Genomic DNA, 25,081 nt, shown 5'->3' on the forward strand with positions numbered 1-25,081 from the left:
AACGCATCAGCGGCGAACCTACTGGAGGGGTGACCCTCCGGAAAAATAGCTCGGTGCCAGACTCCACCACGCCCCCTGCTGGGGTTTTTGCTGGAAGAGAGGAGGCAGTTGCTGTCTCGTTAGGTAGAGGAGAGAGTCTATTCGGTTTCTACTCTACTGGACTCAAAAGCCGCACTTTGACTCAACCAAGCTTTAAGGCGATAGGTAGCTCGGCAATCGTCTTCGTTGTAGATGAGTGACTGCTCCAAGTAGCGGCGATCTCGTGTTTCCAGCCACTGGCTATACCAGTAGATGGAGTGAGCCCCATTGGCCTCGGGTAGTTGCCACTTGAACCCCAGCCAGCGGGCGATGTTTTTTAGGGAGTAGCTCTCAACGGGCAGCACTACCGACCGCCGAACCCAGGTGTGTAAATCCACAAAGCGCTCCAGCAGTTGCTGCACCTCTCGGGGATTTGTTTGGTACTGCTCGCCTAGTTGCCGGCAAGTCCGTACTTCAAAGCCATGGAAATGATAGATAGGCGCCTCAGGGTAACGTTGAACCAGCTCTAGAAACTGTTGCCAGGCCTGTCCTTCCTCCTGGGGCTCTGCAGCTAGGCAGCTGTAGTAGTTGACAACCTTGTTCCCTTCTGCTTGTTCTACCACGAGCAGGCCCAGCAGGTAAGCAACGTTGTGGCGGGGATCCGCCTCGATGTCGAAGTACAGCTCCACGGGCGCTGTCGGCAGAGCTGGGGGTGGGGATTGCAGCCAGAGGGGCTGGCGGCTGAGGGTGGCGCGGGCTTGGAGCTGTAGTTGCAGGGCCACGCGGGCTCCCAGCTGGGGAATGGCCTGCAGCGTTTCCAGGGGGGCGTTGGCTAAGGCTTCAATTGAGTCAATCCCCGCCTTTTGCAGAAGGGGATAGCGGGATCTAGTTACACCCGGTAGCAGGCTGAGGGGCTGGGTGGTGGCGCTTAGCTGCCGACAGTAGTTCCGCCAGTGGCAGAGATGACAGCGGCTGCGGGCCATTAACACCTGGGGCGGCTCGGGTCGACTAAGGGAGCGCAGGTAATCTTGCAGCAGGCGGCGCACCTGAGCACGTCGTCGATCTAGCTCGACGGGGTACCATTCCTTGTCTTTCAAAATTAGAAAGCCGTGCTTGGGCACCTGCCCCTGCAGGGATCCAAGCAACTCGGCCTGCAAAGCCAACAACAATTCGTACTCCGGCTTGGGGCGCTTGCCGAGGCGAATGTGCACCGGCAGGTAAACGGGCCGGCCTTGGCTGCGAAGGGCGGGATCCCGAATCAGGAGGTCCAGCGAGCTGCTTACCCAAACGGAACGAAACTCTGGAACAGCCTTAGTGGAGTCGTCCTCAGGGAGCTCAACCTCTGTCTCAGGGGAAGGATCGAGGGCAACTTCAGAGCTGGCAAGCTCCGCCTCAGCTTCCCAAAACAGCTCCGCTACAATCTGCCCGCCGTAGATCCGCTCCGCCCCTGCTGCCATAGCTGCCAGAAGGGCTTCATTGCCCGGCGCAACTTCTTCTCCCGGGAATTGCTCCAGCACAGCAGCTTGCAGAGTTTGGCGATCCCGACGCCATTGCTCCAGCAGGTTTTCCGTCGGCAGCTTGGCTTCTTGAGGCCCAAAGCGATCCAAGTAGGGCAGGCGACGACAGCGAAAAAAGGCCAGCAAATCTTCTGCGTCAACAGAACCCTGCTGGGCTGCTGCAACCTGGAACTCCAAGGGCGGATGACCTCAGCTCTGCTGTCATTGTGACATGCCTTAAGCCTTGGGCTGCTGAGCTAGCAAGAAGTGGGCAATGAGGCGCTCAACCGTTGCGGCCTGGCGCTGGGCGGTTTCAGCTTGCTGCTGGCAGACGGCCTTGAACTCCTCCAGCCACGCGCTGTGCTCTTGCGTCATCCGCGCCTGCTGCTGAACGATGTCTTTTAACTGGGACAAGTCGTCTTTGATAGAGCTGACGGCTTCAACTAGGGTCAACACAGCGCCGACTAGGCGATCCAGGCGGAAGTCAATCTGATCAAATCGGTCTCTAGTCTGCATAGCGCCTCGCCTGAATGGTTATAGCTTGGTGCTTCGGGTAGAGCTTTGGCCTAGCCCCGCTCCTCAGCTGGATGTCAATTATTTTACAAGGGCGAGGTGAAAGCTCCGAGTAAGGAGGATCACAGCCGCCCAGGAGAGAAGGCCAACCCAACTGGCGTATGCTAGGGAAGAAAGACTTCTTTACACTGCAGATGGAGCTGATTGCAACCCCTCTTTCGATGGCCCCGACTCTGCCCCAGACCCAGCCGGCGGCAGTGGAAATGCAGGGGGTGTGGAAGCGCTTTGGGCAGCAGGTGGCTGTTCAGGACTTGAGCCTGCGGATCTTTCAGGGGGAGGTATTTGCCCTGCTGGGGCCCAACGGCGCCGGCAAATCCACCACCATCCGCATGCTCACTAGCCTCACGCGACCCAGCCAGGGATCCATCCAAGTGGGGGGCTACGACGTGGTGCGGGATCCCTTAGCAGTGCGGCGGCAGATTGGGGTGGTGTTGCAGCCTATTACCCTAGAGGCGGAGCTGACGGTTTGGGAAAACCTGGAGTTCCACGGCCGCATGCACCACATTCCCAACCCGGAGCGGCAGCGGCGCATTGACGAGTGGCTGGAGTACGTGAAGCTGGCCGACCGGCGGCACGACAAGGTGAAGACCCTCTCCGGCGGCATGAAGCGGCGCCTGCAAGTGGCCAGAGCCCTGCTGCACCGGCCCCAAATCTTGTTCCTGGACGAGCCGACGGTTGGATTGGATCCCCAAGCGCGGCGGCTGTTGTGGGAGATCCTGCGGGATCTGAATCGACAGGGGATGACCTTGCTGATTACCACCCACTACATGGAGGAGGCCGAAGAGCTATGCGACCGCATCGGCATCATGGACGGCGGCAAGCTGATCGAGCTGGGCAGCCCTAGTCAGTTGCGGGCCAAGTACGGGGAAGCTCTGCTGGTGCGCTCCCGACCTGGACAGGAGGTGAGCTACACCTTTTTCCCCAGCTTGGCGGAGGCCCAGCGGCAGTTGGAAGCTGAATCCGACAAAACCGGCCTGATGGTGCGCCCTGCCAACCTAGAAGATATCTTTGTGCGCTTGACAGGCCGTCGTCTGGATTAGCGCGCTTTTACTCTCAACCTCTCTCTCTTTTATGGCTACTTGAATTCCTCTCCTCCCTCCTTTGGAGTGGGTGGCTCAAACTTGTAGCCAACGCCGCGCACGGTGCGGATTAGCTCTGGCTGACTGGCATCAGTCTTTAACTTCTTGCGAATTTGGCCAATGTGGACATCAACGACTCGCTCATCTCCTTCATAGTTAAAGTCCCACACCTCTCGGATCAGCTCAGCGCGTCGCCAAACCCGTCCAGGGTAGCGGGCCATGGTGTAGAGCAAGTCAAACTCCAGAGCCGTTAGGCTAATGGGGCGCTGGTCGCGAGTGACTTCCCGGGTTTCTGGGTTAATCACCAAGGAGGCAAAGGTTAGAACGGGGGCGCTCCCTCCCTGGGCTTTCGTCCGCCCCCGGCGCAGGATAGCCTGCACCCGTGCTTGTAGCTCCGGTAGGGTGAAGGGTTTGGTCAGGTAGTCATCTGCGCCTAGCTGAAATCCTTGCAGCTTGTCGGCAGGATTCACTCGGCTGGTTAGCATCAATACATACACGCCAGTCTCCTTTTGCATCTGCCGGCAGAGGCTGTAGCCGCTGACATCTGGCAAGTTCAAATCCAAAATCACCAAGTCCGGCTGAAAAGTACGTAACTGCTGCAGGCCCTCGGCACCGGTTGCAGCCACCTCGACCGTGTACCCTTGGCGCTGCAAATACCGCTTGAGCAGCGTGCAAATGCTGGGATCGTCGTCGACAATAAGGATGCGGAACATAGCGGGTTGACTAGGAGGGGGCAGGGCTGCAGAAGAGCTCTGCCAGCAGGACGTATCCGGGCTGCAGAAAGCGGCAAACCCAGGTAGTCTTTATTTATACAACAGACTGCTTCAGACTCTTATTGAATTGGCTGTTTGGCTTTCCTCGAGCCTCTGTCTCTGGGCAAATGAGTGGCAACCACTCGTTAGGCTGTCTGCAAAGGAGGGGAGTAACAACTTGCCGGCCAGGCCTTAGAGTGGCATGGTGGGGGTTCTTCCCAGAGGCTTATGTACTACGATCCCAACGCCGTCTTTCGCAAGGATATCCAGGTGGCCCTCTTCACCTGGGGAGTGCTAGAGCTGGTCTGTTTCGTCATCATGCCGTTCACGCGGGCCTACGAGTATGCGCAGGTAGCGGATTGGCTGTGGCCATCGCTGGTGCTGGGGCCAGCGGGGGCGGTGGTGGTAGCCTTTTGCTCAAAGCTCACGGTAGCTGCTAGTAACATCCCCGACCCGAAAAGGAAAAGGGCGCAGCGGCAAATTGCTCAGGTAATCAGTTTCTTCGGCTTCTTGGGTTTGGCCTTGCCCTTGCTCCTAGCCGGCTGGACCTTTGGCCACGAAATTCTCACCACTGACTGGGAGAATATGTTCACCAAGTAGAGGCTAAACGTGCTGCTGAGCTTGCCCCTTGGGAGATAGCTTCCCAAGCCAGCACCCAGAGGCGAAACTAGAAGTACTAGAGATGCTCTGGGGCTTGCAAGCGTTGGCAAGGCTCTTACTCTCAGCTTTTGGGAGCTGAGTTTTGGATGGCTAACTACCCGGTGCGAGGCCGTTCTTCTCCGGCGGTGGGGAGTTTTCCCTTCGGCACCCTAATGGCCCTGAGCCTCTCGGTTGGGGCCTTGGCTGCTCTGGGTTGGCAGGCGTGGCAGTTCATTGCTCCCCTGCTGGCTCCCCCTGCAGTGCCGCAGTTTCCTCGAGCGGTGCGGGTGGAGCCTTTGCCTAGACCGACAAGCTTGCCCTTTTCCCCCTCGGCTCGCCCTACTCAGAGGGAGTCTCCGCCGGCTGTAGGCAGCCTTGATTCCACTGCCTTTCCGCCTGGCAGCCGGGGGCGGGTGATCGAGCCTCTGGGTCTAGCCATCCGCAGCAAGCCCTCGGTGGAGGGAGCTTACCAAGGGGGAATTGGGGCGGGGGAAATAGTGACGGTGCTGGAGTACAGCGCCGATGGTCGCTGGCAACGGGTACGGCGAGAGCTGAACGGCCAGGAAGGCTGGGTACGCGCTGGCAACCTGGGCCCCGCGGAAGGAGCAGCAGTTGCCTCGGCTCCACTTTCTGCAACTTCTAGGGTTGAATCTACGCCTAACTCTACCCCCTCGCCAATTCGGCCACCGCTAGAAACCAGCCTTGCTCCAGGGGAACGGGGACGGGTAATTGAGCCGAGGGGCTTGGCCCTGCGGGCCACTCCTGACCGGGAAGGGGCTTACATCGGTGGTGTGCCCATGAACGAGGTGGTGGAAGTGCTGGAATACAGCGCTGATGGCCGCTGGCAGCGCATCCGGCGGCAGAACGGGCAGGAAGGTTGGGTGCGGGCCGGAAACTTGGCGCAGGAGTAGTTTCTGGGGGATGCCCCAGCAGGGGATTGTAAGGGTGAAGAAATCTGTGGTTCGGTAGAGCAGGACTGCCTGGGCCAAGCGACAAATGCCGGCGCTGGAGGGTCCGTCGAAGGGCTACTCTCTCTGGATCAAGGGTAGAGCCTGAACAGCAAAAAGGGAGGCGGAGGGGATCCCATGTGTGCTCAAGTTCAGTCCTGAGCTGGCCCTCGTCTGTGGCGAGTAGGTGGGAGAAGAGCACAAGGGTCTTGTCCGGGAGGCCAGGTGGCGGACTGGGAAGCCGCCTTCCACTTCGACCACCTGTTTGGGAATGACAGGCTGCCCTTCAAGGACGGCCTCAAAGGCAGCGCTGGGGTTCGCCTGATTGCCTCGGCAGGACAGGGTTCTTGACGTAGGTCTTTGCCCTCAAGTCCCGTTGGCTTTTGTTGTCCTCTATCCTTTGCTTAGCGATGAACCCAGTCTGGCCAAGTCGCGCCCCTTTCCACCCTTGCTGGCAATTGAGCTGGCTGGCTTTTGGCTTGCTTCTGGCTGCCCCGGCTTGGGGACACGGGGTGGAGGCCTCTTGGCGAGCAGTTCCCACGTTCGAGATCCAGGCCCGCTACGATTCGGGCGAGCCGATGCGTTCGGCGCAGGTAACGGTGTTTGCACCTAGCAATCCCAGCACTCCTTGGCAGGAGGGGCAGACGGACGCCCAGGGCCGGTTTTGGCTGCAGCCGGATCCGGAGCTCAAGGGCCTGTGGCAGGTGCACATTCGCCAGGCGGGGCACGGCGTAGTGGTGAAGGTGCCGGTTGGAGAGGGGCTAGGGATCCCCAGCCCCCCCTCTCCTGGCTTTGGGCCTCTGCAGCGGGGGGTCATGGCTGCCTGCGTTATCTGGGGCTGCTTAGGCACAGCGCTGTTTTTCTTGCGGCCCCCCCCTGCCGCCTCTGTGGGTGGAGAACGGCCAAGCTCCGAAGTCGGCGCTGCTACTCTAAAGCAGGACTAGCCATGCACATCAGTGAGGGCCTTTTGCCAGCGCCCCTGTGGTTGGGAGGCTATGGCCTCACCGCCTTGATCACCGGCTACAGCCTGGGCCGCCTGCAGCGGCTGGAAAGGGATCCCCGCCGCCCGCTCCCCAAGGCAGCGCTGCTGACAGCGGCTTTTTTTGTCGCCTCCTCCATTCACCTGCCCTTTCCTCCAGCCAGCCTGCACCTGCTGCTCAATGGCCTAATGGGCGTGCTCTTGGGGGTCTTGGCCTACCCGGCCATCCTGGTGGGCCTGTTCTTTCAGGCCGTGGCTTTCGGGCATGGAGGGCTGACCACCCTGGGGATCAACGCCGCCATCTTGGGGATCCCGGCGCTTCTGGCAGGAGGGATCTTTCAAGCCAGCCGGCGGCGGCTGGGAACGGGCTGGGCTGCCTTTTGGGCAGGAGCTGCAGGGGTGGTGCTGGCAGCGCTGCTATTTTACGGCGTGGTGCTGGCGGCGCTGTACAGCGAGGGGATCCCTTCCACGTCCGCAGAGCGCTTGGCCCTGGCCGGCTTGATGGCAGCTCATCTGCCGCTGGCAGGGGTGGAGGGGCTGTTTACCCGTTGGGTGGTGCTGTTCTTGCAGCGGGTACAGCCGCAGCTTTTGGGGGAGGATGAAAAGCTCTAAGGCTAATCTGCCCTGCCCGCCTCTCGCCTCCAGGAGTTTTTCCTCCCCTTGGCTCCACCGCTGGCGGCCTCTGCCCAAGGTGGTTGGCCTACTGGCATTGATGGCGGCTTTTGCCCAGGTGCAGCGCTTGGCCTTGCTACCCCTAGTTTGGGTGTTGGTGGCTCTTCTTTGGGCGCTCTCCGGCTTGCCCCTGCGCCGAGGGCTAAGACGGCTGGCCGCCCCAGGAGTTTTGTTGATAGCCTTCGTCCTCTTCTTGCCTTTTGCCGTTGGGGAGACCTTCCTCTGGCAGTGGGGCTCCTTGGCTTTGCGCTGGGAGGGGCTGGAGAGGGCCCTTTGCCTTGGCGGGCGCAGCCTGGCGCTGTTGGCCCTGGCAATGCTGCTGGGGGAGACCACCCCTCTGCCGGCCCTGTTGGCAGCCCTGCGGGCTTTGGGGATCCCCGACCTACTCCTGGAACTGGCTTGGCTAACCCAGCGCTATTTGCAGGAGGTGGCTACCCAGTGGCAGCGGATGCAGCGGGCAGCTCGGCTGAGGGGCTGGCGACCGCGGGGATCCCTGTGGCGTCCGGGCCCGGCCTTGCGACAAGACCTGCCCTTCCTGGCTGCGGCGGTGGGCACTCTCCTGGTGCGCAGCTACGAGCGCTCCGAGCGCGTCTATCAGGCGCTGCGCCTACGGGGCTATGGAAGAGCGCTTCTGCTCCCAGAAGAGAGGGCAGGAGATCCCTGGAGCTGGGCGGCCACTGGGCTGGCGGTGGCTGTGGCTCTCGGCTTGGTGTGGGTTCAATTTGGGGGTTATCCCGATTGAGCTGGTTGGCAGGGGAGTTAGACAAGGTGGACAGTCCTCCTCCCCGCCTTTAGAAGCGAAACCCAACTAGAACTAGAATAGGAAGGCCTCAATTTTCCCAATTCATTTGTTGTCTATTGTTGCCATTCTCTCGGCCTCTCCTGTGGCTATGAACCGGTTGGAAACCGCTCTGCCTACGCCCTCTCGCAGCCCTGCCGCCTCCCCAAAGGAAGCGCCGGCTGTTGCCGTTGTGCATCTGGGCTGTGAGAAAAACCGCGTGGACACGGAACACATGATGGGCCTGCTGGCCCAGGCGGGCTACCGGGTGGAGGGGGATGAAGAAAGCGCCGACTACGTCATCGTCAACACCTGCAGCTTCATCGAAGCGGCGCGGCGGGAGTCGGTCAGCACCTTGATGGAGCTGGCAGTGCAGGGCAAGAAGCTCATCATCGCTGGCTGCTTGGCGCAGCACTTCCAGGAGGAGCTGCTGCGGGAGATCCCAGAGGCGGTGGCCATTGTGGGCACGGGCGACTACCACCAAATCGTCCAAGTTATGGAGCGGGTGGAGCGGGGAGAGCGGGTTAATGCCGTCACCTCCAGCTTGGACTACATTGCTGATGAGACTGTCCCCCGCTATCGCACTACCCACGCGCCAGTGGCCTACCTGCGGGTGGCAGAGGGGTGTGACTATCGCTGCTCTTTCTGCATCATCCCCCACCTGCGGGGCAAGCAACGCTCTCGCCCCATCGAGTCCATCTTGCGGGAGGCCGAACAACTGGCTGCAGAAGGGGTGCAGGAGCTGATTCTCATTTCCCAGATCACCACCAACTACGGGATCGACCTCTACGGGGAGCCGCGGCTGGCTGAGCTCATCCGTGCTCTGGGCAAGATCCCTATTCCCTGGGTCCGCATGCTCTATGCCTACCCTACGGGCATTACTCCGGCAGTGGTAGAGGCCATTCAGGAGACCCCCAATTTCTTGCTCTATCTGGATCTGCCGCTGCAGCACAGCCACCCCGAGATCCTCAAGGCCATGAACCGCCCCTGGCAGGACCAGGTCAACGACCGGTTGATCGAGCGGCTGCGTCAGGCCCTACCCAAGGCCGTGCTGCGCACCAGCTTCATCGTCGGCTTTCCTGGCGAGACAGAGGAGCACTTCCAGCATCTGTTGGACTTTGTGCAGCGCCACCAATTTGACCATGTGGGGGTGTTTACCTTTTCTCCCGAAGAAGGCACGCCTGCCTACCACCTTCCTCACCAAGTGCCTGAGCGCGTCAAAAAAGAGCGCCGCGCCCGCCTGATGCAGCTGCAGCAGGAGATCGCCTTCCGCCGCAACCGCGAGCAGGTGGGGCAGGTGGTGCCTGTGCTCCTGGAGCAGGAAAACCCCCGCACGGGCGAGTGGATTGGCCGCTCCCCCCGCTTTGCCCCTGAGGTGGACGGGGTGGTGTATGTGCGCGGGCCGGGATCTCTGGGATCCCTGGTGCCGGTCCAGATTACGCGGGCCGAGCCCTACGATCTCTTCGGCCAGGTGGTGGAGGCGCCGCAGGGCTTTAGCTGGAGTGGGCGGTAGAATAGCAAGTTGGACTCCAGCGGGAATAGGATGACTAGTTCTGAGGAGCTGAAACAGGCGGCAGCCCAGGCAGCAGCCCAGCGGGTACAGTCAGGCATGGTGGTGGGCCTGGGGACGGGCTCCACAGCCGCCTTTGCAGTGAGCGCCCTAGCCCAGCGCATGCGAAAGGAGGGGCTGCAGTTCATCGGGGTGCCCACTTCCGAGCGCACGGCAGAACAGGCCCGCTCTCTAGGGATCCCGCTGGCCACGCTGGAAGAGCAGCCCCGCTTGGATCTGGCCATCGATGGAGCTGATGAAATTGAGGTGGGATCCCTCAATCTCATCAAGGGGGCAGGGGGAGCCCTGCTGCGGGAGAAACTGGTGGAGGCCAGCGCCGCCGAGCTAATCATCATTGCCGACGCCTCCAAGAAGGTGGCGCAGCTAGGCACGCGCTTCCCAGTGCCGGTGGAGGTGGTGCGCTTTGGCTGGAAGACTACCCTGGCGCGGGTGGAAGCCCTGGGCTGCCAGGCGGTGCTGCGGCGCACGGCCGACGGGGATCCCTACCTCACCGACGAGCAGCACTACATCCTCGACTGCCAGTTTGGCCCCATTGCCGATCCAGCCAAGCTAGCTGAGCAACTCAAAGCAACGGTGGGGGTAGTGGAGCACGGCCTGTTTATCGGCATGGCCACCGAGGCCATTATTGCTGGCCCTGGAGGGATCGAGACGCTGCGGCGGCCGTAGGGGCTAGTTCGGCTGCCAGCAGGATTGCCTGCTTGAGGCTCTCGGCGCGGGCCACCCCCTGTCCAGCTATGTCAAAGGCAGTGCCGTGGTCGGGGGAGGTGCGAATAAAGGGCAGCCGCAGGGTTAGGTTGACGGCTCGGTCAAACGCCAGCAGCTTCACCGGGATCAGGCCTTGGTCGTGGTAGAGGGCCAGGTAGGCATCGGCCACGGCGGGAGACCCTTGACCATACCAGGCTTGGGCGGGAGCTAGCCACATCGTATCGGGGGGGAGCGGCCCCCAGATTCTGGCGTGGGGATAGGTACCTAGCAGCTCCGCCAGCCACTCCTGTTCTTCTGAACCCAGTTGCCCCCGTTCGCCGGCATGGGGGTTGAGGCCAGCCACGGCAATTACGGGATCGCCAATCCCAAAGAGCTCGCGCAGGGATCCCGCCAGCAAGTCCAACTTCCTACGCACCAGCTCTGGGGTGAGGGTGAGGGGCACCTGGCTCAAGGGGATGTGGGTGGTGGCCAGTAGAACCCGCATCTGCCAGCCGCTGTGGGGAGAACGGGCCACAAACAGCATGCCGTAGTGCTCGCGCCCGCTGAGCTGGGCCAGTACCTCTGTTTGGCCGGGGAAGGGGTAGCCCGCTTGGTGCCAGAGGTATTTGGCAATGGGGGCGGTCACGATCCCCTGGAACTGGCCTTGCAGCGCCCCTTCAACAGCCGTTTTCAGGTAGACAAAGCTGGCCGCTCCGCTCTGGGCATCCCCCCGGCCCACACGAGAGAACTCTAGGTGGAAGCCGCTGCCGCACTCTAGGACGGGGATCCCTGCCGGGTCAGCTAAGGGATCTGCCACCCCTTTTGCCTTCAAGAGACGGTAGGTAGCCTGCAAAACCTGCCGCTCGCCCACCACCGTTATCTGGGCGCAGGCCTGCACCTGGGGATCCGCCAGCGCCTTGAGCACAATCTCCGGCCCAATCCCCGCTGGATCTCCCAACGTCAGGGCGAGCTTTGGCAGCACCAAGCTCACAGGGACGTTTCCGATTCCTTTCCAATTTTCATCCGCCCGAAGGGGGAGCTACAGCCAAGCCCCGCGCTTTGCCGGTACAACTTCTAGGGATCCTCCCGAAGGGAGAACGCGAGGCGGCCAAATGGCCGACCGGATCATTATCGAGTAGTTTCCAATTTCTAGGAATCCCCCCGAAGGGAGAACAGCCCTAGCTTTCGGGGCAGAGCCCCTAGCCAGCAGAGCCAGCACTAGGACTGCTCCTCGATTGAAGCCAAGCAGGGCAAGGGGTACAAGACCCATTTGCGAGGGGGTCGGTCAAAAGGGCAAAAAGTGGCCTTGGAGAGGGGCGGTGAGAGCCTGAAAGCCTTGTAGCGCAAGGCATCGAGCGGGTAACGAAAAAAATGGGCCTTTGCGGGATTTTTGGAGGCGCTCGCAAAGGCGTTGATACCGTTGTTTTGCAAACATCCCAAGCACAGGGATACGTAGGTCTGGGGGTTAGCCGCGCAGGCGACCGGAGCGGAGGATGCTCAGGATAAGCCACAGGCCCAACAGGCTGGCGGCGCTAAAAAGCAGCTCGCTCAGCCAGAAGACCTGAAAGCGGTGGGTTTGCGCCAAGAGGATGGCGGCACCGATAATCAGGGATCCAACCACGAGGAGAGGCAGTTGGCTGACTGATCCAGGCTGCTGCGCAGGCCTTCCAGATCCTGCACCGTCAGGTTCCAGCGTTGGGTTTCCGAAGTGTGATGCGGCTAAGCAGCACTTCCAATTGCCGCGGAGATTGCAGGGAGAGGTTTTTCAGATCCAGGGCCCTGCGCAGCAACGAAGGTAGGGGAGCTTTCCCCAGAACTGCTGCCGAAATACGTCTGCCATCAGGGCCCGCAAGCTGCCCCTGGGACTTTCCGGCAGGGCCAGTTCCAGAGTCAGCTCGGCACAGCGCTGGGCATCCAAGCTGACGATGGCCAAAATCAGCTCCAGCACAATCTGCTGTGTGCAGGGATCCAGCCGCCCGACCATGCCACAGTTCAAGAGAGCAACGCGACCAGAGCCCAACCGGATGGCTCGGCAAAATTCGTTGGCCAAGGCACCACGTCGGTCAGCCGGCCAAACTCTGTTTGCGCCACCAGCTCGGCAATGCTGCCGCTGGATCTTGAGGGCCACTGCTTCGCCGCTCACGAGGCGGGCGCGATGGACTTGGGCGATGGATCCCGCTGCCACCGCTTCCGTGTCAAGGCTGCTGAAGACCCGCTCCAGCGGCTGGCGCAGCAGGATCTCCACCGCGTTCCAGGGCACGGGGGGCACATTGCTCTGCAGGCTGCTGAGGGCTCGATGTACTCCCGCGGCAGCAGATCGAGGCGGGTGCTCAGCAACTGGCCTAGCTTCACGTAAACCGGCCCCAAATCCACTAGGATGTTGCGCAGCACCAGAGGCGGCGGCAGTTGCGGCTCTTCCGCCTTGCCCAAGGAGAGCAAGCGCCGCATGTAGTCCCAGGCATGGCGCAGGACTACTTCCAGGGCCTCCGCTTGCCGGGCGCTGTTCCGGGCCAGCCGCGCAAAGACCACCCCTTTTCCACCCTCTTCCAGGCTTGCCTAGAAACAGCAGCTTAGAAAAAGGGCACAGGAGCCACGCGACGAGTCCCGTCCCAGCCGCTGGTCAGCCCCTCCTGCAAGACCCGCAGCACTTCGTCGGTGCTGGCGTTGGGCTCGGCAAAGGAGAAGAGATGCTTATAGCGCAGCCTCCCCTCGCGATCGACAACAAACTGGCCCGGCAGGGGCGCCCCTAGGGCTTGGCCAACGCCGTAGAGCCGAAAAGTTTTGCACTCTGGATCCACCAACAGCGGATAGGGCAGTTGCAGGTCGGCTTGGATCTGTTGGCTTTGCACCGGGTCGGTGCTGGTAACCATCAGCAGCTCTGCTCCCAGCGCCCGGATCTCTTCGTAGCGGGCCTTCAGCTCCTGGATGTGGGGGTAGCAGAAGGGGCAGAAGAGCTTTTCCGTAAAGATGCGGGTAAAGGCCAGAACCACCGGCTTGTGGCCGCGGTAGTCTGACAGGCGCACGGGATCCCCTTGCACGTTAGGCAGCTCAAAGTCGGGGGCCAGCTCGCCAATCTGCAGAGAGTTGTTGGCTGGCTGGGGGATGAAGTTTTCGAAGAAGCGACGGTTGAACAAGCCGCTGTTGCTGGTCATAGCAGTTTTTTACGTTTCTTTACTCCCTGCCACCAGCCTAACCCAAAGCCTCGGCCACTGCCTTTAGCCGCCGCAGTTGCGCCCGCATGTCGTGCCGGGTCAGCTCTGCTGCCACGAGATGAAACCCTGCCGCTACCCAGGGGTTGGGGATGCAAAACTCAAAGCGGTTGACCAAGAGCGTCCCCGACGCTTGGGGGTGGCACTCCCAGCGGTCAGTGCCCTGAAAAAAACCCTCGAACTGCCACTCCACCAGGCCCTCGGCGCGCTCGACAATCACGCAGTCCAAGCTGGGGGAGACTAGAGGCAGGCGTAGGAAAAAGCGGTAGCGGCTACCCAATTGTCCCGTGGGGGATCCCAGGGCTTCACATCCCAAAAGGGGGTTAAGCCAGCGCCGCATCAGCTCGGGGTCGACTAGGCAGCGCTCCACCTGGGCCACGCCAGCGGCAATTTCAATTGCTTGGGTATAGACGGGCATGCTCTAAGGAGCAGCAGGCGGCGCTTCGCCAACAGGGGCAATGGTACTCAGCAAAATCAAGATATCGCGGTACTCCACCTGATCCGGCCCGCGGCGAGGGGATCCCAGCTGGATGACTGCCTGCTGGAGTGGTCTGTCGGGGCGGGCGGGAGACTCGAACACCAGCGTGCGGATGCCGTTGGCCTGCTCAACATCGGAGAGGAGATCCCAGCCCCGGCCCCAGAGGGTGCGGCGGTAGTAGGCGGCAATCTCCTCCAGAGGCTGAGAGGTCTCCAGGATCAAGGAAGCCAATCCCCCCTCCTGATCCCAAATCTGCCCGGAAGAGACGACGGTGGCGTTGGGCAGGCGCAACTGCTGCGGGAAGTGGGGAGGAAGGGCGCGGGTATCGCCCACAGAAGCCTCAAAGTGGGTGCCATCTTCACCGATGTGGCGCAGCACTGGATCCGGCTGGGCAGCGGCAGGAGGTTCTGTAGACGGCAGGAGTCGACAGGCGGTCAGCAACACCGGCGCCAGCCAAGCTAGAAGTTGCACCTGGGCTGGGCAAAAGTGTCCTCTCATCGGTCAGCCAGGGATCCCTCAGGTGGGTTATAGCGGATCCCTGTTCTTGCTCACAAGTTGTTGTCAGGGGGGTGGCTCCCCGGCTGCACAAAGGCAATTGCAGAGCCTAAGATAGGTAAGGCTGCAGATCCTTGCCAGGGATAGGGTGGAGAGGTGTCCGAGTGGTTTAAGGAAGCAGTCTTGAAAACTGCCGTGGCGCAAGCCACCGTGGGTTCGAATCCCACCCTCTCCGTTACCACGTAGTCCGATGACATCCACCCAGATCCAGCCAGCCCTTGTCTAGAAGGGCTTCCGGGCTTTTCAGTGTCCAAGATAGACTGACAGAATCCACTGTAATCCGGGCTGAAGTGGGACATGACCAGGGACACAAAAGCCAGGGCGGGACATTGCTCTTTCGGAGGTAGTCATCAGGAATGCCAAACCCAAGGACAAGCCCTACCAGTTGCCGGACAAAAGAAGGCTGTACTTGGAGGTGAAGCCCAACGGGTCGAAGCTCTAGCGGTTTCGCTACCGCTTCCGAGGCCAGGAAAGACGGCTCAGCCTTGGCGAATATCCGTACATCCCTCTGAGAGAGGGCCGCAGTACGCACGGGGGGCCCAGCAGTTGGCTGCTACCAACACGTTCACAAGCCTTTCGGGTTCCAGCTTCCTACTGCTCCAGGCTTTGCAACAAAATGTCCCGTATCTCGCCTGGGTGACGGGCCACCTTCCACTGCCAGCGACCGAACGCGCCATGCGTATTGACGGCTTGCACCCACTCCTCGAGATAGCGCCGCTTCACCCGGTCTAGTTCAGTGTCCTGTCCCTTCGTTTCCAGAATGAGCATGTCGCCATTGGCAAGCCGCACAAGAAAATCTGGCCGATACTTCCGCACCACGCCACGATAGACGTAAGGCACCTCGAAGCCCAGATGGTCGTTTTTTGCCCAGGCGCTCACGGCACTGCTATTGTCCAGGACGAAAGCGTCCGACGCCTCCCAGGTGCTGTCGTAGACACAGACGTTGATGTGTGACTTGCGCGTGCGTTGGCAGGGTTTGCTCGTGTACCAGGTACGCATTTGGCCCGTCGAGCGGATAGGGTGATCGCGGTCGAAGATTGGAGTAAGCCGCTCTGTGTTTTCCTGCCGCACCGCCTCGCACACATGTTGCACAATCCGTGACATGTTGAGGGTGATGATCAACCGACGGCGCAGTTCGTCCTGATAAAAAAGAGGTGGGGAGATCAGGATGCGGTCAGAGCGAATGAACTGCTCCACAATCCGCACCAACTGCGCCAGCAAGATTTCGCGACTGCCTTTCCAGCTTTGCTTGATTTGATCGAACACGTTCCGGGCAGTTTCGAAGATGATGCGCTGGGTGCGAAACTCCCGGGCCAACTGCTCCAGTTCGATGCGGCTGATTTGAGTTACGTCTGGCTTGCCTTCGAGAATTGGTGCCAGTTCGGCCACCTGCGGTGTCTGGGCCGCGTTCAGCTCCAAGGGCTGCACCTTCGACCAATCAAGAGTCAATACTGGCTGAAGTACGCGCTCGATACGCACCACATTCGGCCAGCGGATCTCAAACTCCGCTTTGGCTGGATCCGGCTCTACCGCAGTCTTGGGCGTTGGCGGCGGTGGCGGGCCATCTCCGCTACTCTCATGCGGCAAGAACGTGAAAGGCACGCCGAAGATGTTGACGTACTCGGGCTCAAGCAGCCCGGTCTGTGGGTTGATCTCGTAGGATGTGCGGCGCAGGCCCCGGCCTACAACCTGCTCGCACAGCAGTTGCGAGGTAAAGGCCCGCAGCCCCATAATGTGCGTCACCGTCTTGGCGTCCCAGCCCTCGCTCAGCATCCCGACGGAAATGACGTTTTGGATCTTCTCGCCTGGCTGCCCCACCTTGCCAACCGTATCTACGATCTTCCGCAAAAGTTCTGCCTGCTCTGCCTTGGTTAGCCTGCGCTCGACGGGTGCCTCTTCCTCCTCCCCCTCCTCGGTCTCGTTCGACGCCTCTACTGTTACCGCGGACTCTTCCTTTGCCTCAGCCTCTTCTAGCACCTTCGAGTCGATATGCAGGATTCGCTCCGGGTCGCATAGCTCGTCGATGTGAATGCTCCGCGAATCGAAGGCGTGCTTGACCCGCGCTGCTGTCTCAGTTCGGTTACAGACGGTGATCATCACAGGCGGCGTGGGCAGGCCAGCCGCTTTCCAGGCTCTCCATGTCTCACGCCAGTCGTAGCCCAGCAGGTAATAGGCGTTCAGCACCAGATCCGGCAGCGGCTCGTGGGGTTCGGCGCGGCGGTTGAGGTCGTCTTTGACTTCTGGGTCGTTGTAGATGTGGTAGAGACGGGATTTGTAGGTTTTGGCGTCCGGCACGGCGTCGTCGCGCACCACCACACGCGGCGTCTTGACTAAGCCGGATTCGATTGCGTCGTTGAGGCCAAAATCACTGACAATCCAGCCGAACAGGGTCTCCTCGCTGCTCTTTTTTCCCGATGGTGCAAAAGGGGTGGCGGAAAAGTCGTAGCAGGTCAGAATGCCTCGTGAGCGATGCAGACGATCCAGCCCGCCTACCCAGACTGTGGCTTCCGCAGCGCTGTCTTTCAGGTCGCGAGCGCGCAAGGACTTCCCTTCAGCTTCCTGGTTGACGCGCCAGGCATGGTGCGCCTCATCGTTGATGACTAGCAGATTGGAAGCATTTGCCATCTCGCCCAAAACTTCACGGGCATAGGCTTCGTCACTTTTGACGCCGCGCTTGTCCACGCTTTTGCGCGCCTTGATTTGCTCTTCGCTCTCCCAAGCCAGGGCGTGCCAGTTGCGCACCAATACCTTCCCTTGGCGAAGCTTATCGAGGAAGGCGGGGGGCACGATGGAAAACACCTCATAGTAGTTGCCCTCGGCGGCTGGCTCGAGGACAGCCAGTCTCTGCTTCACCGTCAGTCCCGGCGCGATGACCAGCACGTTTTTCGAAAAGCGCGCATCTTGGGGATTGGCCACCTTGTTGAGGATGTGCCAGGCAATCACCATCGCCATCACGATGGTCTTGCCCGTACCCGTTGCCATCTTGCAGCACCGACGCAAGAAGGCCCCGCCGTCACCTGGGATCTCAATGCCCACCCGCTCGGCAGGCGGCGCCTCGGTCAGCCAAATGAGCGTCTCTGCCGCCTCCAACTGGCAAAAGAAAAAGCGACGTCTGTCGAACTCCTCGGGGTCGTGCCAGTACTCCAAGAGCCGCCTGGTGATGGCGGTAACGCCGGGATAGCCCGCCTCGCGCCAGGCTTTGACGCGGGGTCGAATTTGGTTGACAAGCGGGATCTCGACGAAGATGCCCGGATCGTCGAAAGATTTTGAACCGGGAGTCGCCACCACGTAGCCCGCCGGGCGGCGGCCCTCCACCAGCTCGAAGGTGCGCGTCTGGCGGTCGTAGTGCCAGTGGTATTTCGGCTCTTCGTAGGGCGAGTTGATAATCAAGCGGTCAACCGTAGTCCGGGCCATCGCCTTTCTCCCGTTCCGTTGCTGCACTGACTTCTTCCGCTGCCCAACAGCGAATCTCTGTCAGCAGACTTGCCACCTCTTGTTGGGGAATAGGCGCAAATTCTGTGTCGTCGTAGCGAAAGGCAACAGCAAAGGGGTTGAGTTGACGGAGTTGATCTTCCCCAACCGGCAACGAAATGCCCCGGTCGTTGAGCAGACGCGCTAGCTTGACCAGGTCATGGGTGCGTGTGAATTCAATCTGTTGGGCAAACAAGACTGCCTTGAGAGATTTCTCTACCGCTTGCTGGGCATGGAAATAGAGGATAGCAGGGTGAACCTCGGGGTCTTTTTTCAACACTTCAAATGCCTTGAGGTCGCGATCCGCCAAGCGCAGGGATCGCCAGGCCTCTTCAAGATGGGGCTTCATAGAGGGCTCTTCCCTCCTTGCGTGCCCAGTACAGCACCGTGCCCGGCACCTGACTGCGCCGTTGGTATTCGGCCTCAGAATAAACCAGCAGATCGATCCCTGGGCCAAGCGAGCCTACAGCTTTGTGCAAGCGGATCATTTCGCTATACGGGTCGGGCACTTCTGGTTCGACCACTATGAGATCCACGTCAGAGCCAGCGTCGGCATCGCCACGGCCATAGGAACCAAACAAAAGTATGCGGCTGGGCTGCGCTACTGCCACGATTCGTTGAACAATTTCTTGCAGAGCTTGCTCGTCCATCATGGATCCACTTTTACGACCTTCAGGCTCTCAATGCCCCGGTCATCCACAATTTTGACGGCAATGCGTCGGTGCTCACCGAGCGCAAACGGCAGCGACACCGTGCCTCGGTAAGCTTCGATCCGCTCCTCATCGATTTCTGCCCTGAGATTGCGAGCCAGTTTTGCCCAGCCCTCCTTCTCGCCTGCCATCGGGAAGAACACCTGGCGCGGGTAGAGGCTGCGCCCGTCGTAGTCGGTGTCGAGCATCCAGAGGGCAATTCTATCTGCCCCGCCCGATTCAATCTGGCCGGTCTTGGTGTTGTAGTAATCGAAGCCGAGAACTGAAACGCGATACTTTCCCTTGTCCTCGCCGTCGGCAATGCGTTCCAGGTACACATCCGGTTGCCCAATAAGCCAGAAGGACTCGTTGCTGGCGCGCTTTTTCTTCAGGTCGTCGGTCAAAAGGTCAGCGTTCATTTGCACTTTGAGGAACTGCATTCCAGCCAGCTCCGGCTTCATCTCGTCAATGTCTTTCGCCGCTTCCGGGTCAAACTGAAAGGCGGCAAAGATCAGCAGTTTTGGCCGTGGGACGAGCATCCGCGCTTCTTCCCAGGCCTGCTCCACTTGCCGTTGCTCGAGCGGGCCATATTCCGGGCCAAAGGAGACCACCACGCGCAGGGGGTCGTAGGCAGGCGCCGACTCGCGCACGGTATTTGCCCCTTCGTCGCTGGGCCGCGTTTCCCCCACGGCATGGAGCCAACGACAGGCGGGCAGCGGTTCCAGCCGGGCAAAGCGGATGTATTGCCCGTTCTTCCCGCGGATACCCGTCTTGAGCAGCTCGTCGCGCCATTCCTCCTGACGCAGTGTTTCGCCGGAGCGGGCAATCGAGGCATCTGCCGGCTCGGGCTTGGGCTCCACAATCTCATCCACCGATTTCACCGCTGGGGCTGGCACTGCTTCCACGGTGAACGGGCCTGTCACCCGCACCTTCTTCCTGTCCACGAAGGGCTGGTCGTAAAGCGTCTCCTGCGGCGCGTGGCGGGCAATGGCCTCATCGATGGCTGCTCGCAGGGCACGGCGGGCTTGATGGAATCGCTCGAATGGCGTCCGGGCAGCTTCCGGCCAGTCGGCGGGAAACTCAAAGGGCACCTCCCATTCCACCAGCTCGTTGACCTTAACCACCTGGCCAGCGGGCATGGTGAAGGTTTCTGTGTCGGGCGCAGCAAAGTCCACAAAGTGGCCAGCCCGGCCACCTTGGGTCACCTTAAACTTCACCGCCTGGCCCTTTAGCGCCGCGTTGAGCTCAGCCAGGGCCTCCTCCACCGCCGGGTGCAGGCGCGCGTAGATGTCGTCGATTTCCGGATTATTGGCGATGGACTTGAGCGTGATGTGCGGCACCGTCTTGTACTTAAAGCCGCTGCCGACGCCCTCCTGCGGGTGCGCGAGTTCATAGTAATCGAAGACGGCGGTCATCAGCCGCTGACGGGCAAGGGTAATCGCCACGCGCGAGGTGTCGCAGGTGATCCAGCGTCTGCCCCACTTCTCAGCCACATAGGCCGTAGTGCCGCTGCCGCAAGTGGGGTCGAAGACCAGATCACCCGGATCGGTGGTCATGAGGAGGCAGCGTTGAACCACCTTCACCGAGGTTTGTACGACGAAGAGCTTCTCATCGCCAAAGCTAGATAAACGTGTGTCCCGCCAGTTATTGGTGAATTCAGATACGGCATAGTCGTCCAGATAGTGAACAAATCGAGGCCTATTACCAGCCTTCACGATTCGCCCGGCTATGACAAGTCTTTGGAGACCTTCTAGGCCAGTTTTCCAGTGTTGTCCTGCACCAGGGCGGAAAGTCTCCCCCATGAGTTCGAAGACCTCCCCATCGGCTGTGGCTTCGCCAGCAGAAATCAGCGAGGTAAGCTCGAATATCTTGCTGTCTTTAGGTAGCGATTGGGGGCTTGCTTGCTCCTCTGGCCGTAGGAGGCGACGTTCGCCGGATGGTAGCTCTACGTGAGTGTAACCTACTGCTCCAGTTAGGCCAGGCTCCTTCTCGAAGAAAAGCGGTCTACGTTTTACCCTTTCTTTGTCCCTTGCATACCAAAGGAGCAAGTCGAAGGTCTTTTGGATAATCTCGGAAGTCTTGAACGAAGTCTTTTCAAACACAATCGTGGCTACGTAGTTTTGGTTTCCGAAGACTTCATCCATCACTGCCCTAACTAAGTGAGCATTCTCATCCCCAATCTGCACAAAGATGCTGCCGCTCTCAGTGAGGAGTTCCCGCGCCAAGAGCAGCCGGTCGCGCAGGTAGGTGAGGTAAGAGTGGATGCCCAGCTCCCAGGTGTCGCGGAAGGCTTTGATCTGCTCCGGCTCTGAGGTCAAATCCTCGTCCTCGCCGTCTTTGACGTCGCGCTTATTCACAAAGGGCTGGAAGTTGGAGCCGTACTTGATGCCGTAGGGCGGGTCAAAGTAGATCATCTGCACCTTGCCGGCCATGCCCTCTTTTTCCAGGAGCGAGTTCATCACCAGGAGCGAATCGCCGGCAATTAGGCGGTTCGTCCAGCCATGCTTGTGCTGGTAAAATTCGATGGCCTGGCGCAGGGGCTCCTTGCGTTCTTCCTCAAACAACCCCAGTTGTACCGGGCCAGCTTGGTCGTTTTTCTTGCGCACAGCCTCGATGATGGTGCGCGGGTCAATCCGCTCGTGGACGTGGAGCGAAACCGTGGGCACCTCGAACGAAGTGTGCTCGGCCTTGCCAGCCCAGACAAGCTGCGGATCCAGGTGCGGGTCGTAGGCGTAGGTCTTCTTCTTCTGCCCCGCGTCCCGGTCGTTCTCAGGCGTCACCAGTCCCACAGGCGGGTTGTTGAGCCGCTGTTTGTCCCGGTGCTCGTAGGATTCGATTGAGCGTTGGGTGTTGGTCTTCTTGCCTGCCATCCAGTCCTGCCTGTTGGTTGCGTCGTGGGCTTACTAGGAAGGCTAGCTTGAGACCAAACCGCTCTGAAAGACCTACAAGAGGCTAACAAACACTCCTACTTGTGGGTAGCGCAGCGTCTGTCGGGTTTCTGCTCTCTTCCTGCTAAGGTCTACGGCCCGCTAGCGCCCCTCTCCAGAGGCATGCCGTTGTTAGCCCCTGAATCACAAACTCAAAAATTCTGCTAAGGGGAGCTAGCCCCGCCCCCGATCCTGTTCCCGTATCCCCTTTCCGTTTATTTGCCTAATAGGCGGGTCAAAGCTGTTTCCATGTCGGGGACTGGGAAGCGAACCCAGTCGGGATCCTGAGGCTTTGAGTGTCCACAGCTACCTCCCCTCCCTCAGAATCAACAGCAAAGTACCAGCAATGACCGTAACAGCAGCGCTGGCGATGAGCGTGTTGGCGCGGTTGGCGGTGTCTTTGGCGAACTCGAAGAAGCGCTCATCCCACCGTCGCACCTCATCCCTCAGTTCTTGCCGGGTGGCAGCGAGGTCTGAGCGGATCTCTTGCAGCTCCTTATCAAGCCGCTCCACCGCTGCCAAAACGTCGGCCAGAGTTGGCTGTTGGTTGTTGCTCTCACTCATAGCTGAGTCCACCTACCAAAACTGAGCCAGGCCGGCTTCTATTTGCTTCCAGGGGACAAGGACTAGCCACTCCCCGCTGAAGGGATCCTGCAGCAGCACTACCTCTTCCGGATCTAGCCCCAGCTTGCGGGCTTCCTCCTGCTGCAGCCGCAAACACTCCTCTGCGTCTTCGCGGCTGGCGTGGCGAATGTCGTGGTAGTTGGGCGGCTCAATCTTGCCAGCTACCAGATCCTCTATCCAGCGCTCAAAGTCTTCAACTGAGTCGAAGTGCATATTGGCTACTACGCGCAAGTGGACGGACTTGACTGGGTGGAGGCTAGGCAGCCATCGCGCTCAGCCTGTTTGATACAGGTGCTCATCGGAGGGGAGAGGCTAGCTGGATTCTAGCCTGCCACTGGGAAGAGGCCATTCGCTTAGGCCTTAACCCGGACAGGGTGGTAGTGAAAGTCACTGCCGCGCAAGGGCTTATGATCCCACCCTCGCCAAAGTGCTGCTAGATCAGCTCGCTCACCGGGAAGCGATCCAGCATTTTTTGGGCTTCGCGGGCATTTTCCCGCAGCTCCGCTGGCAAATGAGGAATGTGGGGGATCTGAGAGAGCAAATCCAAGGTGCGGCGAATCAGGCGCACAATATCCCCAGCATCCAGGTTGGTGCTGGCCTCCAGCTTTTCCCAGGGGATCCCTTGGGCCCAGTGTTCCACGATCCCGGCCAGATCGGGCTCAAACCCAATTGGCACATGAAACACCTGGTGTTGACGTTGGCTGCGGAACAGTTGCCGCCGCAGGCCTCGCAAGCCATGCAGCACATCCTCAACTAGCCCAGAAGTCCGCAGCCGGCTGTAGGTACCTGAACGGGGAGGCTCGGCCACCAGAGCAGCAATGACCCCAGCCAAGTGATGGGGGGCACAGCCTAGACATTCGCCAGAGAGCAGAGCTAGACCCAGCCAGAGCTCGTTATCTCCTCGCAGAGCAGCCACCACTTCCCCACTAACTGTTGGCTGATACCCTTGCAGACAGTCGAACTCCTGCAGCACGCCCACCAGGGCCATAAATTGCTGCCAGCGCAACTCCTGCACAGACTCACTCTGGCGCTCCAAGTGCTGGAGGCGCTTGAGCAGGCGCTGGCGCTTTTCCTGTAAACCCAGCAGCTTTTTCCCGACCCTGTGGGCAGGGTTGGCGCGGATGCGGGCTTCTAGGGCGCGGATTTTCTCCTCTTGGGCTTGGATGTGGGGAAAGGCCAATAGGCGCAGGGTGGGATCCGGTTCTGCTTCCTGCTGTTTGAGCAGATAGCGCAAAAGGCGCCGCTCTTCCCGCCGTTGCGCCTGCATTTTCTCGTAGCGGGCGATATCTTCGTCGGAAATCCCCTCCAGGAGGCGGTCAATTTCCTCCAGCTCGGCGCGAGTGCGCTGGAGCTCCTGTTGTTCGGGCAACCTTTGCAGCGAGAGCAAATACTGGCCAAAGCTGCGGTTGATGAGATCCCGGGCCGCCTCCAGAGAGTGCTTCTGCAGCAAGTTCAGCACCATGCCATAGGTGGGGGTAAACTGGCTCACCAGGGGATCCGCTCCTGCCGTGGCCAGCCGCGCTGCCTCCTGCGCCCCCTCAAAGGGAGATTGCAAGGTCACCACATGCCCAATCACATCTTTGCCCCGCCGTCCAGCCCGCCCTGACATTTGCATAAACTCAGAGGCAGTGAGAAGGCGATGGCCGTTGTCGGTGCGCTTGGAGAGGGAGGAAATCACCGTCGTGCGGGCGGGCATGTTGATCCCGGCAGCCAGCGTCTCGGTGGCAAAAACTAGCTTCACCAGCCCCTGCTGAAACAGGTGCTCGACCAGGCCCTTCCAGGCGGGCAACAGGCCGGCATGGTGGGCGGCAATGCCCCGGTAGAGGGCATCCAGTTGATCCCGGCGCACTGCCTCTGGCATTTCCTGGCAGAAACGGTCGATCTGCTCGGCCAACTGCCGCCGCTCTTCTTCAGAGCTAATTAAGTCCAAGTTTCCCAAACTGGCCACCGCCAGGTCACAGCCCTTGCGGCTGAAGATGAAATAGATGGCCGGCAGCATATCCCGTCGGCGCAGGTTTTCCACCACCTGGGCCATATCCGGTACTTCTCCGTAGGGAGCCTGGCCTGACTTGGAGGGCTTGCTTCTCAGGCGGCGATTGCAAACCCACTGGCCTGACTCGGTTTGCTCCAGCAGGGGGAACAGCCCTTTGCGATTGGCAAAGTGAAATTGCAGCGGCACTGGGCGATGGCTGGAATCGACAAGTCGCGTGGGGCCATGCACCTGGTTCATCCAGTCGGTAAGCTGGTCGCTGTTGGCCAGGGTGGCCGAGAGGGCAACAAGCTGGATGTGGGCAGGGCAGTAGATAATTGCCTCTTCCCAGACAGTGCCCCGCTGTTGGTCGTTCATGTAGTGGCATTCGTCCAGGATCACCGCCTGCACGTCCCGCAAGGGATCCCGGCTTAGAGCCTCCGCCTCTTCCCACGCATCCCTCTCGCTGCCGTAGGGCCCGCGCTGGACAGCCAGAGAGAGCGGCGTGCCGTAGAGCATATTGCGGAAGATCTCGGTGGTCATCACCAAGATCGGCGCTTCCCGGTTGATGGAGATGTCGCCGGTGAGGAGGCCAACCCGCTCCGGGCCGAATTGCTGGCTGAAATCGCGAAACTTTTGGTTGGAAAGAGCCTTCAGAGGGGTTGTGTAGAAAACCCGCTTGCCTTGGGACAAGGCCCGGTGGATGGCATACTCTCCAATCAGGGTCTTGCCGGATCCTGTAGGCGCACAGACCACCACCGATTCCCCAGCGGCCAGAGCTTGAATCGCTTGGATCTGAAACTCATCCAGCTCAAAAGGGAAAAGCCTGCGCAACTCGTCCAGCAGGTCGGTCGCCGGAGAGAGAAGCAAGTTCATGGGATCTGAAAAATCAAAAACAACCTAAAAGCTAGCCACCTTGCTGCTGCTTGTGTGCTATACCTCCCAGGATACAAGCTGGATTTGGGTGTTGGC

Annotated in this window: 24 protein-coding genes, 1 tRNA gene and 1 pseudogene; 10 read left to right on the plus strand and 16 right to left on the minus strand. The window is 60.3% G+C overall.

The features are described from left to right. Positions 1-137: 137 nt before the first annotated feature. Together NW833_RS07255 and NW833_RS07260 are read right to left on the minus strand one after the other, a co-directional pair. On the minus strand, positions 138-1,712 hold the full coding sequence (locus NW833_RS07255; RefSeq protein WP_414412025.1) for a TM0106 family RecB-like putative nuclease: 1,575 nt from the start codon (positions 1,710-1,712) through the stop codon (positions 138-140). A 39-nt stretch (positions 1,713-1,751) separates the two neighbouring features. After that, positions 1,752-2,030 carry a hypothetical protein gene (locus tag NW833_RS07260; RefSeq protein WP_414412026.1) on the minus strand — a complete coding sequence of 93 codons (279 nt, stop codon included), beginning with the start codon at positions 2,028-2,030 and terminating at the stop codon, positions 1,752-1,754. 218 nt (positions 2,031-2,248) lie between these two features. Between NW833_RS07260 and NW833_RS07265 the strand changes: the two genes are divergently transcribed. Further along, positions 2,249-3,127, plus strand: coding sequence for an ABC transporter ATP-binding protein (locus tag NW833_RS07265; protein ID WP_414412027.1), 879 nt, complete (start codon positions 2,249-2,251; stop codon positions 3,125-3,127). Positions 3,128-3,162: 35 nt separating this feature from the next. Here the strand turns inward: NW833_RS07265 and NW833_RS07270 are convergent, their stop codons facing one another. Next, positions 3,163-3,879: a response regulator transcription factor gene (locus NW833_RS07270; RefSeq protein ID WP_414412028.1), complete on the minus strand. Its 717-nt coding sequence runs from the start codon at positions 3,877-3,879 to the stop codon at positions 3,163-3,165. A 267-nt stretch (positions 3,880-4,146) separates the two neighbouring features. On the opposite strand from NW833_RS07270, the gene NW833_RS07275 reads away from it, so the two are divergent. The 8 genes from NW833_RS07275 to rpiA all read left to right on the plus strand — a co-directional run bounded on the left by NW833_RS07275 (position 4,147) and on the right by rpiA (position 10,169). Beyond that, positions 4,147-4,518, plus strand: coding sequence for a hypothetical protein (locus NW833_RS07275; protein ID WP_414396293.1), 372 nt, complete (start codon positions 4,147-4,149; stop codon positions 4,516-4,518). Positions 4,519-4,664: 146 nt separating this feature from the next. Then, positions 4,665-5,468 carry an SH3 domain-containing protein gene (locus NW833_RS07280; protein ID WP_414412029.1) on the plus strand — a complete coding sequence of 268 codons (804 nt, stop codon included), beginning with the start codon at positions 4,665-4,667 and terminating at the stop codon, positions 5,466-5,468. 261 nt (positions 5,469-5,729) lie between these two features. After that, positions 5,730-5,855 carry a hypothetical protein gene (locus NW833_RS07285; RefSeq protein ID WP_414412030.1) on the plus strand — a complete coding sequence of 42 codons (126 nt, stop codon included), beginning with the start codon at positions 5,730-5,732 and terminating at the stop codon, positions 5,853-5,855. 59 nt (positions 5,856-5,914) lie between these two features. Continuing rightward, positions 5,915-6,448 carry a carboxypeptidase-like regulatory domain-containing protein gene (locus NW833_RS07290; protein WP_414412031.1) on the plus strand — a complete coding sequence of 178 codons (534 nt, stop codon included), beginning with the start codon at positions 5,915-5,917 and terminating at the stop codon, positions 6,446-6,448. 2 nt (positions 6,449-6,450) lie between these two features. Then, entirely contained in the window at positions 6,451-7,095 is a 645-nt protein-coding gene (cbiM, locus tag NW833_RS07295) for a cobalt transporter CbiM (RefSeq protein WP_414412032.1), read from the plus strand. Beyond that, positions 7,082-7,897: a cobalt ECF transporter T component CbiQ gene (gene cbiQ / locus NW833_RS07300; RefSeq protein ID WP_414412033.1), complete on the plus strand. Its 816-nt coding sequence runs from the start codon at positions 7,082-7,084 to the stop codon at positions 7,895-7,897. Before cbiM ends, cbiQ begins: the two co-directional genes overlap by 14 nt. Positions 7,898-8,126: 229 nt before the next feature. After that, positions 8,127-9,446, plus strand: coding sequence for a 30S ribosomal protein S12 methylthiotransferase RimO (gene rimO, locus NW833_RS07305; RefSeq protein ID WP_414412073.1), 1,320 nt, complete (start codon positions 8,127-8,129; stop codon positions 9,444-9,446). A gap of 30 nt (positions 9,447-9,476) precedes the next feature. Continuing rightward, on the plus strand, positions 9,477-10,169 hold the full coding sequence (gene rpiA, locus NW833_RS07310) for a ribose-5-phosphate isomerase RpiA (RefSeq protein WP_414396308.1): 693 nt from the start codon (positions 9,477-9,479) through the stop codon (positions 10,167-10,169). Here the strand turns inward: rpiA and pdxA are convergent. The 6 genes and pseudogenes from pdxA to NW833_RS07340 form a co-directional block, all read right to left on the minus strand. After that, positions 10,126-11,178 carry a 4-hydroxythreonine-4-phosphate dehydrogenase PdxA gene (gene pdxA, locus NW833_RS07315; protein WP_414412034.1) on the minus strand — a complete coding sequence of 351 codons (1,053 nt, stop codon included), beginning with the start codon at positions 11,176-11,178 and terminating at the stop codon, positions 10,126-10,128. The genes rpiA and pdxA overlap by 44 nt on opposite strands. A gap of 474 nt (positions 11,179-11,652) precedes the next feature. Continuing rightward, positions 11,653-11,808 carry a hypothetical protein gene (locus NW833_RS07320; protein ID WP_414412035.1) on the minus strand — a complete coding sequence of 52 codons (156 nt, stop codon included), beginning with the start codon at positions 11,806-11,808 and terminating at the stop codon, positions 11,653-11,655. A gap of 255 nt (positions 11,809-12,063) precedes the next feature. Then, positions 12,064-12,716, minus strand: a pseudogene (locus NW833_RS07325) (AarF/UbiB family protein); the annotation flags it as partial. A gap of 41 nt (positions 12,717-12,757) precedes the next feature. Next, entirely contained in the window at positions 12,758-13,339 is a 582-nt protein-coding gene (locus NW833_RS07330; protein ID WP_414406106.1) for a peroxiredoxin family protein, read from the minus strand. Between the two features lie 37 nt (positions 13,340-13,376). Then, a complete protein-coding gene (locus tag NW833_RS07335) occupies positions 13,377-13,814 on the minus strand; it encodes an SRPBCC family protein (RefSeq protein ID WP_414396317.1) in 438 nt (145 codons plus the stop codon). A gap of 3 nt (positions 13,815-13,817) precedes the next feature. After that, positions 13,818-14,372 (minus strand): hypothetical protein, encoded by a 555-nt coding sequence (locus NW833_RS07340; protein ID WP_414412036.1) that lies wholly within the window; start codon positions 14,370-14,372, stop codon positions 13,818-13,820. Between the two features lie 147 nt (positions 14,373-14,519). Here NW833_RS07340 and NW833_RS07345 point away from each other — a divergent pair. After that, positions 14,520-14,604: transfer RNA gene (locus NW833_RS07345), tRNA-Ser, on the plus strand. Between the two features lie 416 nt (positions 14,605-15,020). Here NW833_RS07345 and NW833_RS07350 read toward each other — a convergent pair. The 7 genes from NW833_RS07350 to NW833_RS07380 form a co-directional block, all read right to left on the minus strand. Then, complete coding sequence (locus tag NW833_RS07350) at positions 15,021-17,843, minus strand: BPTD_3080 family restriction endonuclease (RefSeq protein ID WP_414412037.1); 2,823 nt, start codon at positions 17,841-17,843, stop codon at positions 15,021-15,023. After that, positions 17,824-18,249, minus strand: coding sequence for a HEPN domain-containing protein (locus NW833_RS07355; protein WP_414412038.1), 426 nt, complete (start codon positions 18,247-18,249; stop codon positions 17,824-17,826). Before NW833_RS07355 ends, NW833_RS07350 begins: the two co-directional genes overlap by 20 nt. After that, entirely contained in the window at positions 18,233-18,550 is a 318-nt protein-coding gene (locus tag NW833_RS07360) for a nucleotidyltransferase domain-containing protein (protein WP_414406111.1), read from the minus strand. The genes NW833_RS07355 and NW833_RS07360 overlap by 17 nt, the downstream gene beginning before the upstream one ends. Further along, complete coding sequence (locus NW833_RS07365) at positions 18,550-21,459, minus strand: site-specific DNA-methyltransferase (protein ID WP_414412039.1); 2,910 nt, start codon at positions 21,457-21,459, stop codon at positions 18,550-18,552. The genes NW833_RS07360 and NW833_RS07365 overlap by 1 nt, the downstream gene beginning before the upstream one ends. Before the next feature lie 363 nt (positions 21,460-21,822). After that, positions 21,823-22,080 carry a hypothetical protein gene (locus NW833_RS07370; RefSeq protein WP_414396330.1) on the minus strand — a complete coding sequence of 86 codons (258 nt, stop codon included), beginning with the start codon at positions 22,078-22,080 and terminating at the stop codon, positions 21,823-21,825. A 12-nt stretch (positions 22,081-22,092) separates the two neighbouring features. Then, complete coding sequence (locus NW833_RS07375) at positions 22,093-22,353, minus strand: hypothetical protein (protein WP_414396333.1); 261 nt, start codon at positions 22,351-22,353, stop codon at positions 22,093-22,095. A gap of 220 nt (positions 22,354-22,573) precedes the next feature. After that, on the minus strand, positions 22,574-24,985 hold the full coding sequence (locus NW833_RS07380; protein ID WP_414412040.1) for a DEAD/DEAH box helicase: 2,412 nt from the start codon (positions 24,983-24,985) through the stop codon (positions 22,574-22,576). Between the last annotated feature and the right edge of the window lie 96 nt (positions 24,986-25,081).

It is taken from the genome of Synechococcus sp. O70.1 (assembly GCF_047462215.1).
GTDB lineage: Bacteria > Cyanobacteriota > Cyanobacteriia > Thermostichales > Thermostichaceae > Thermostichus.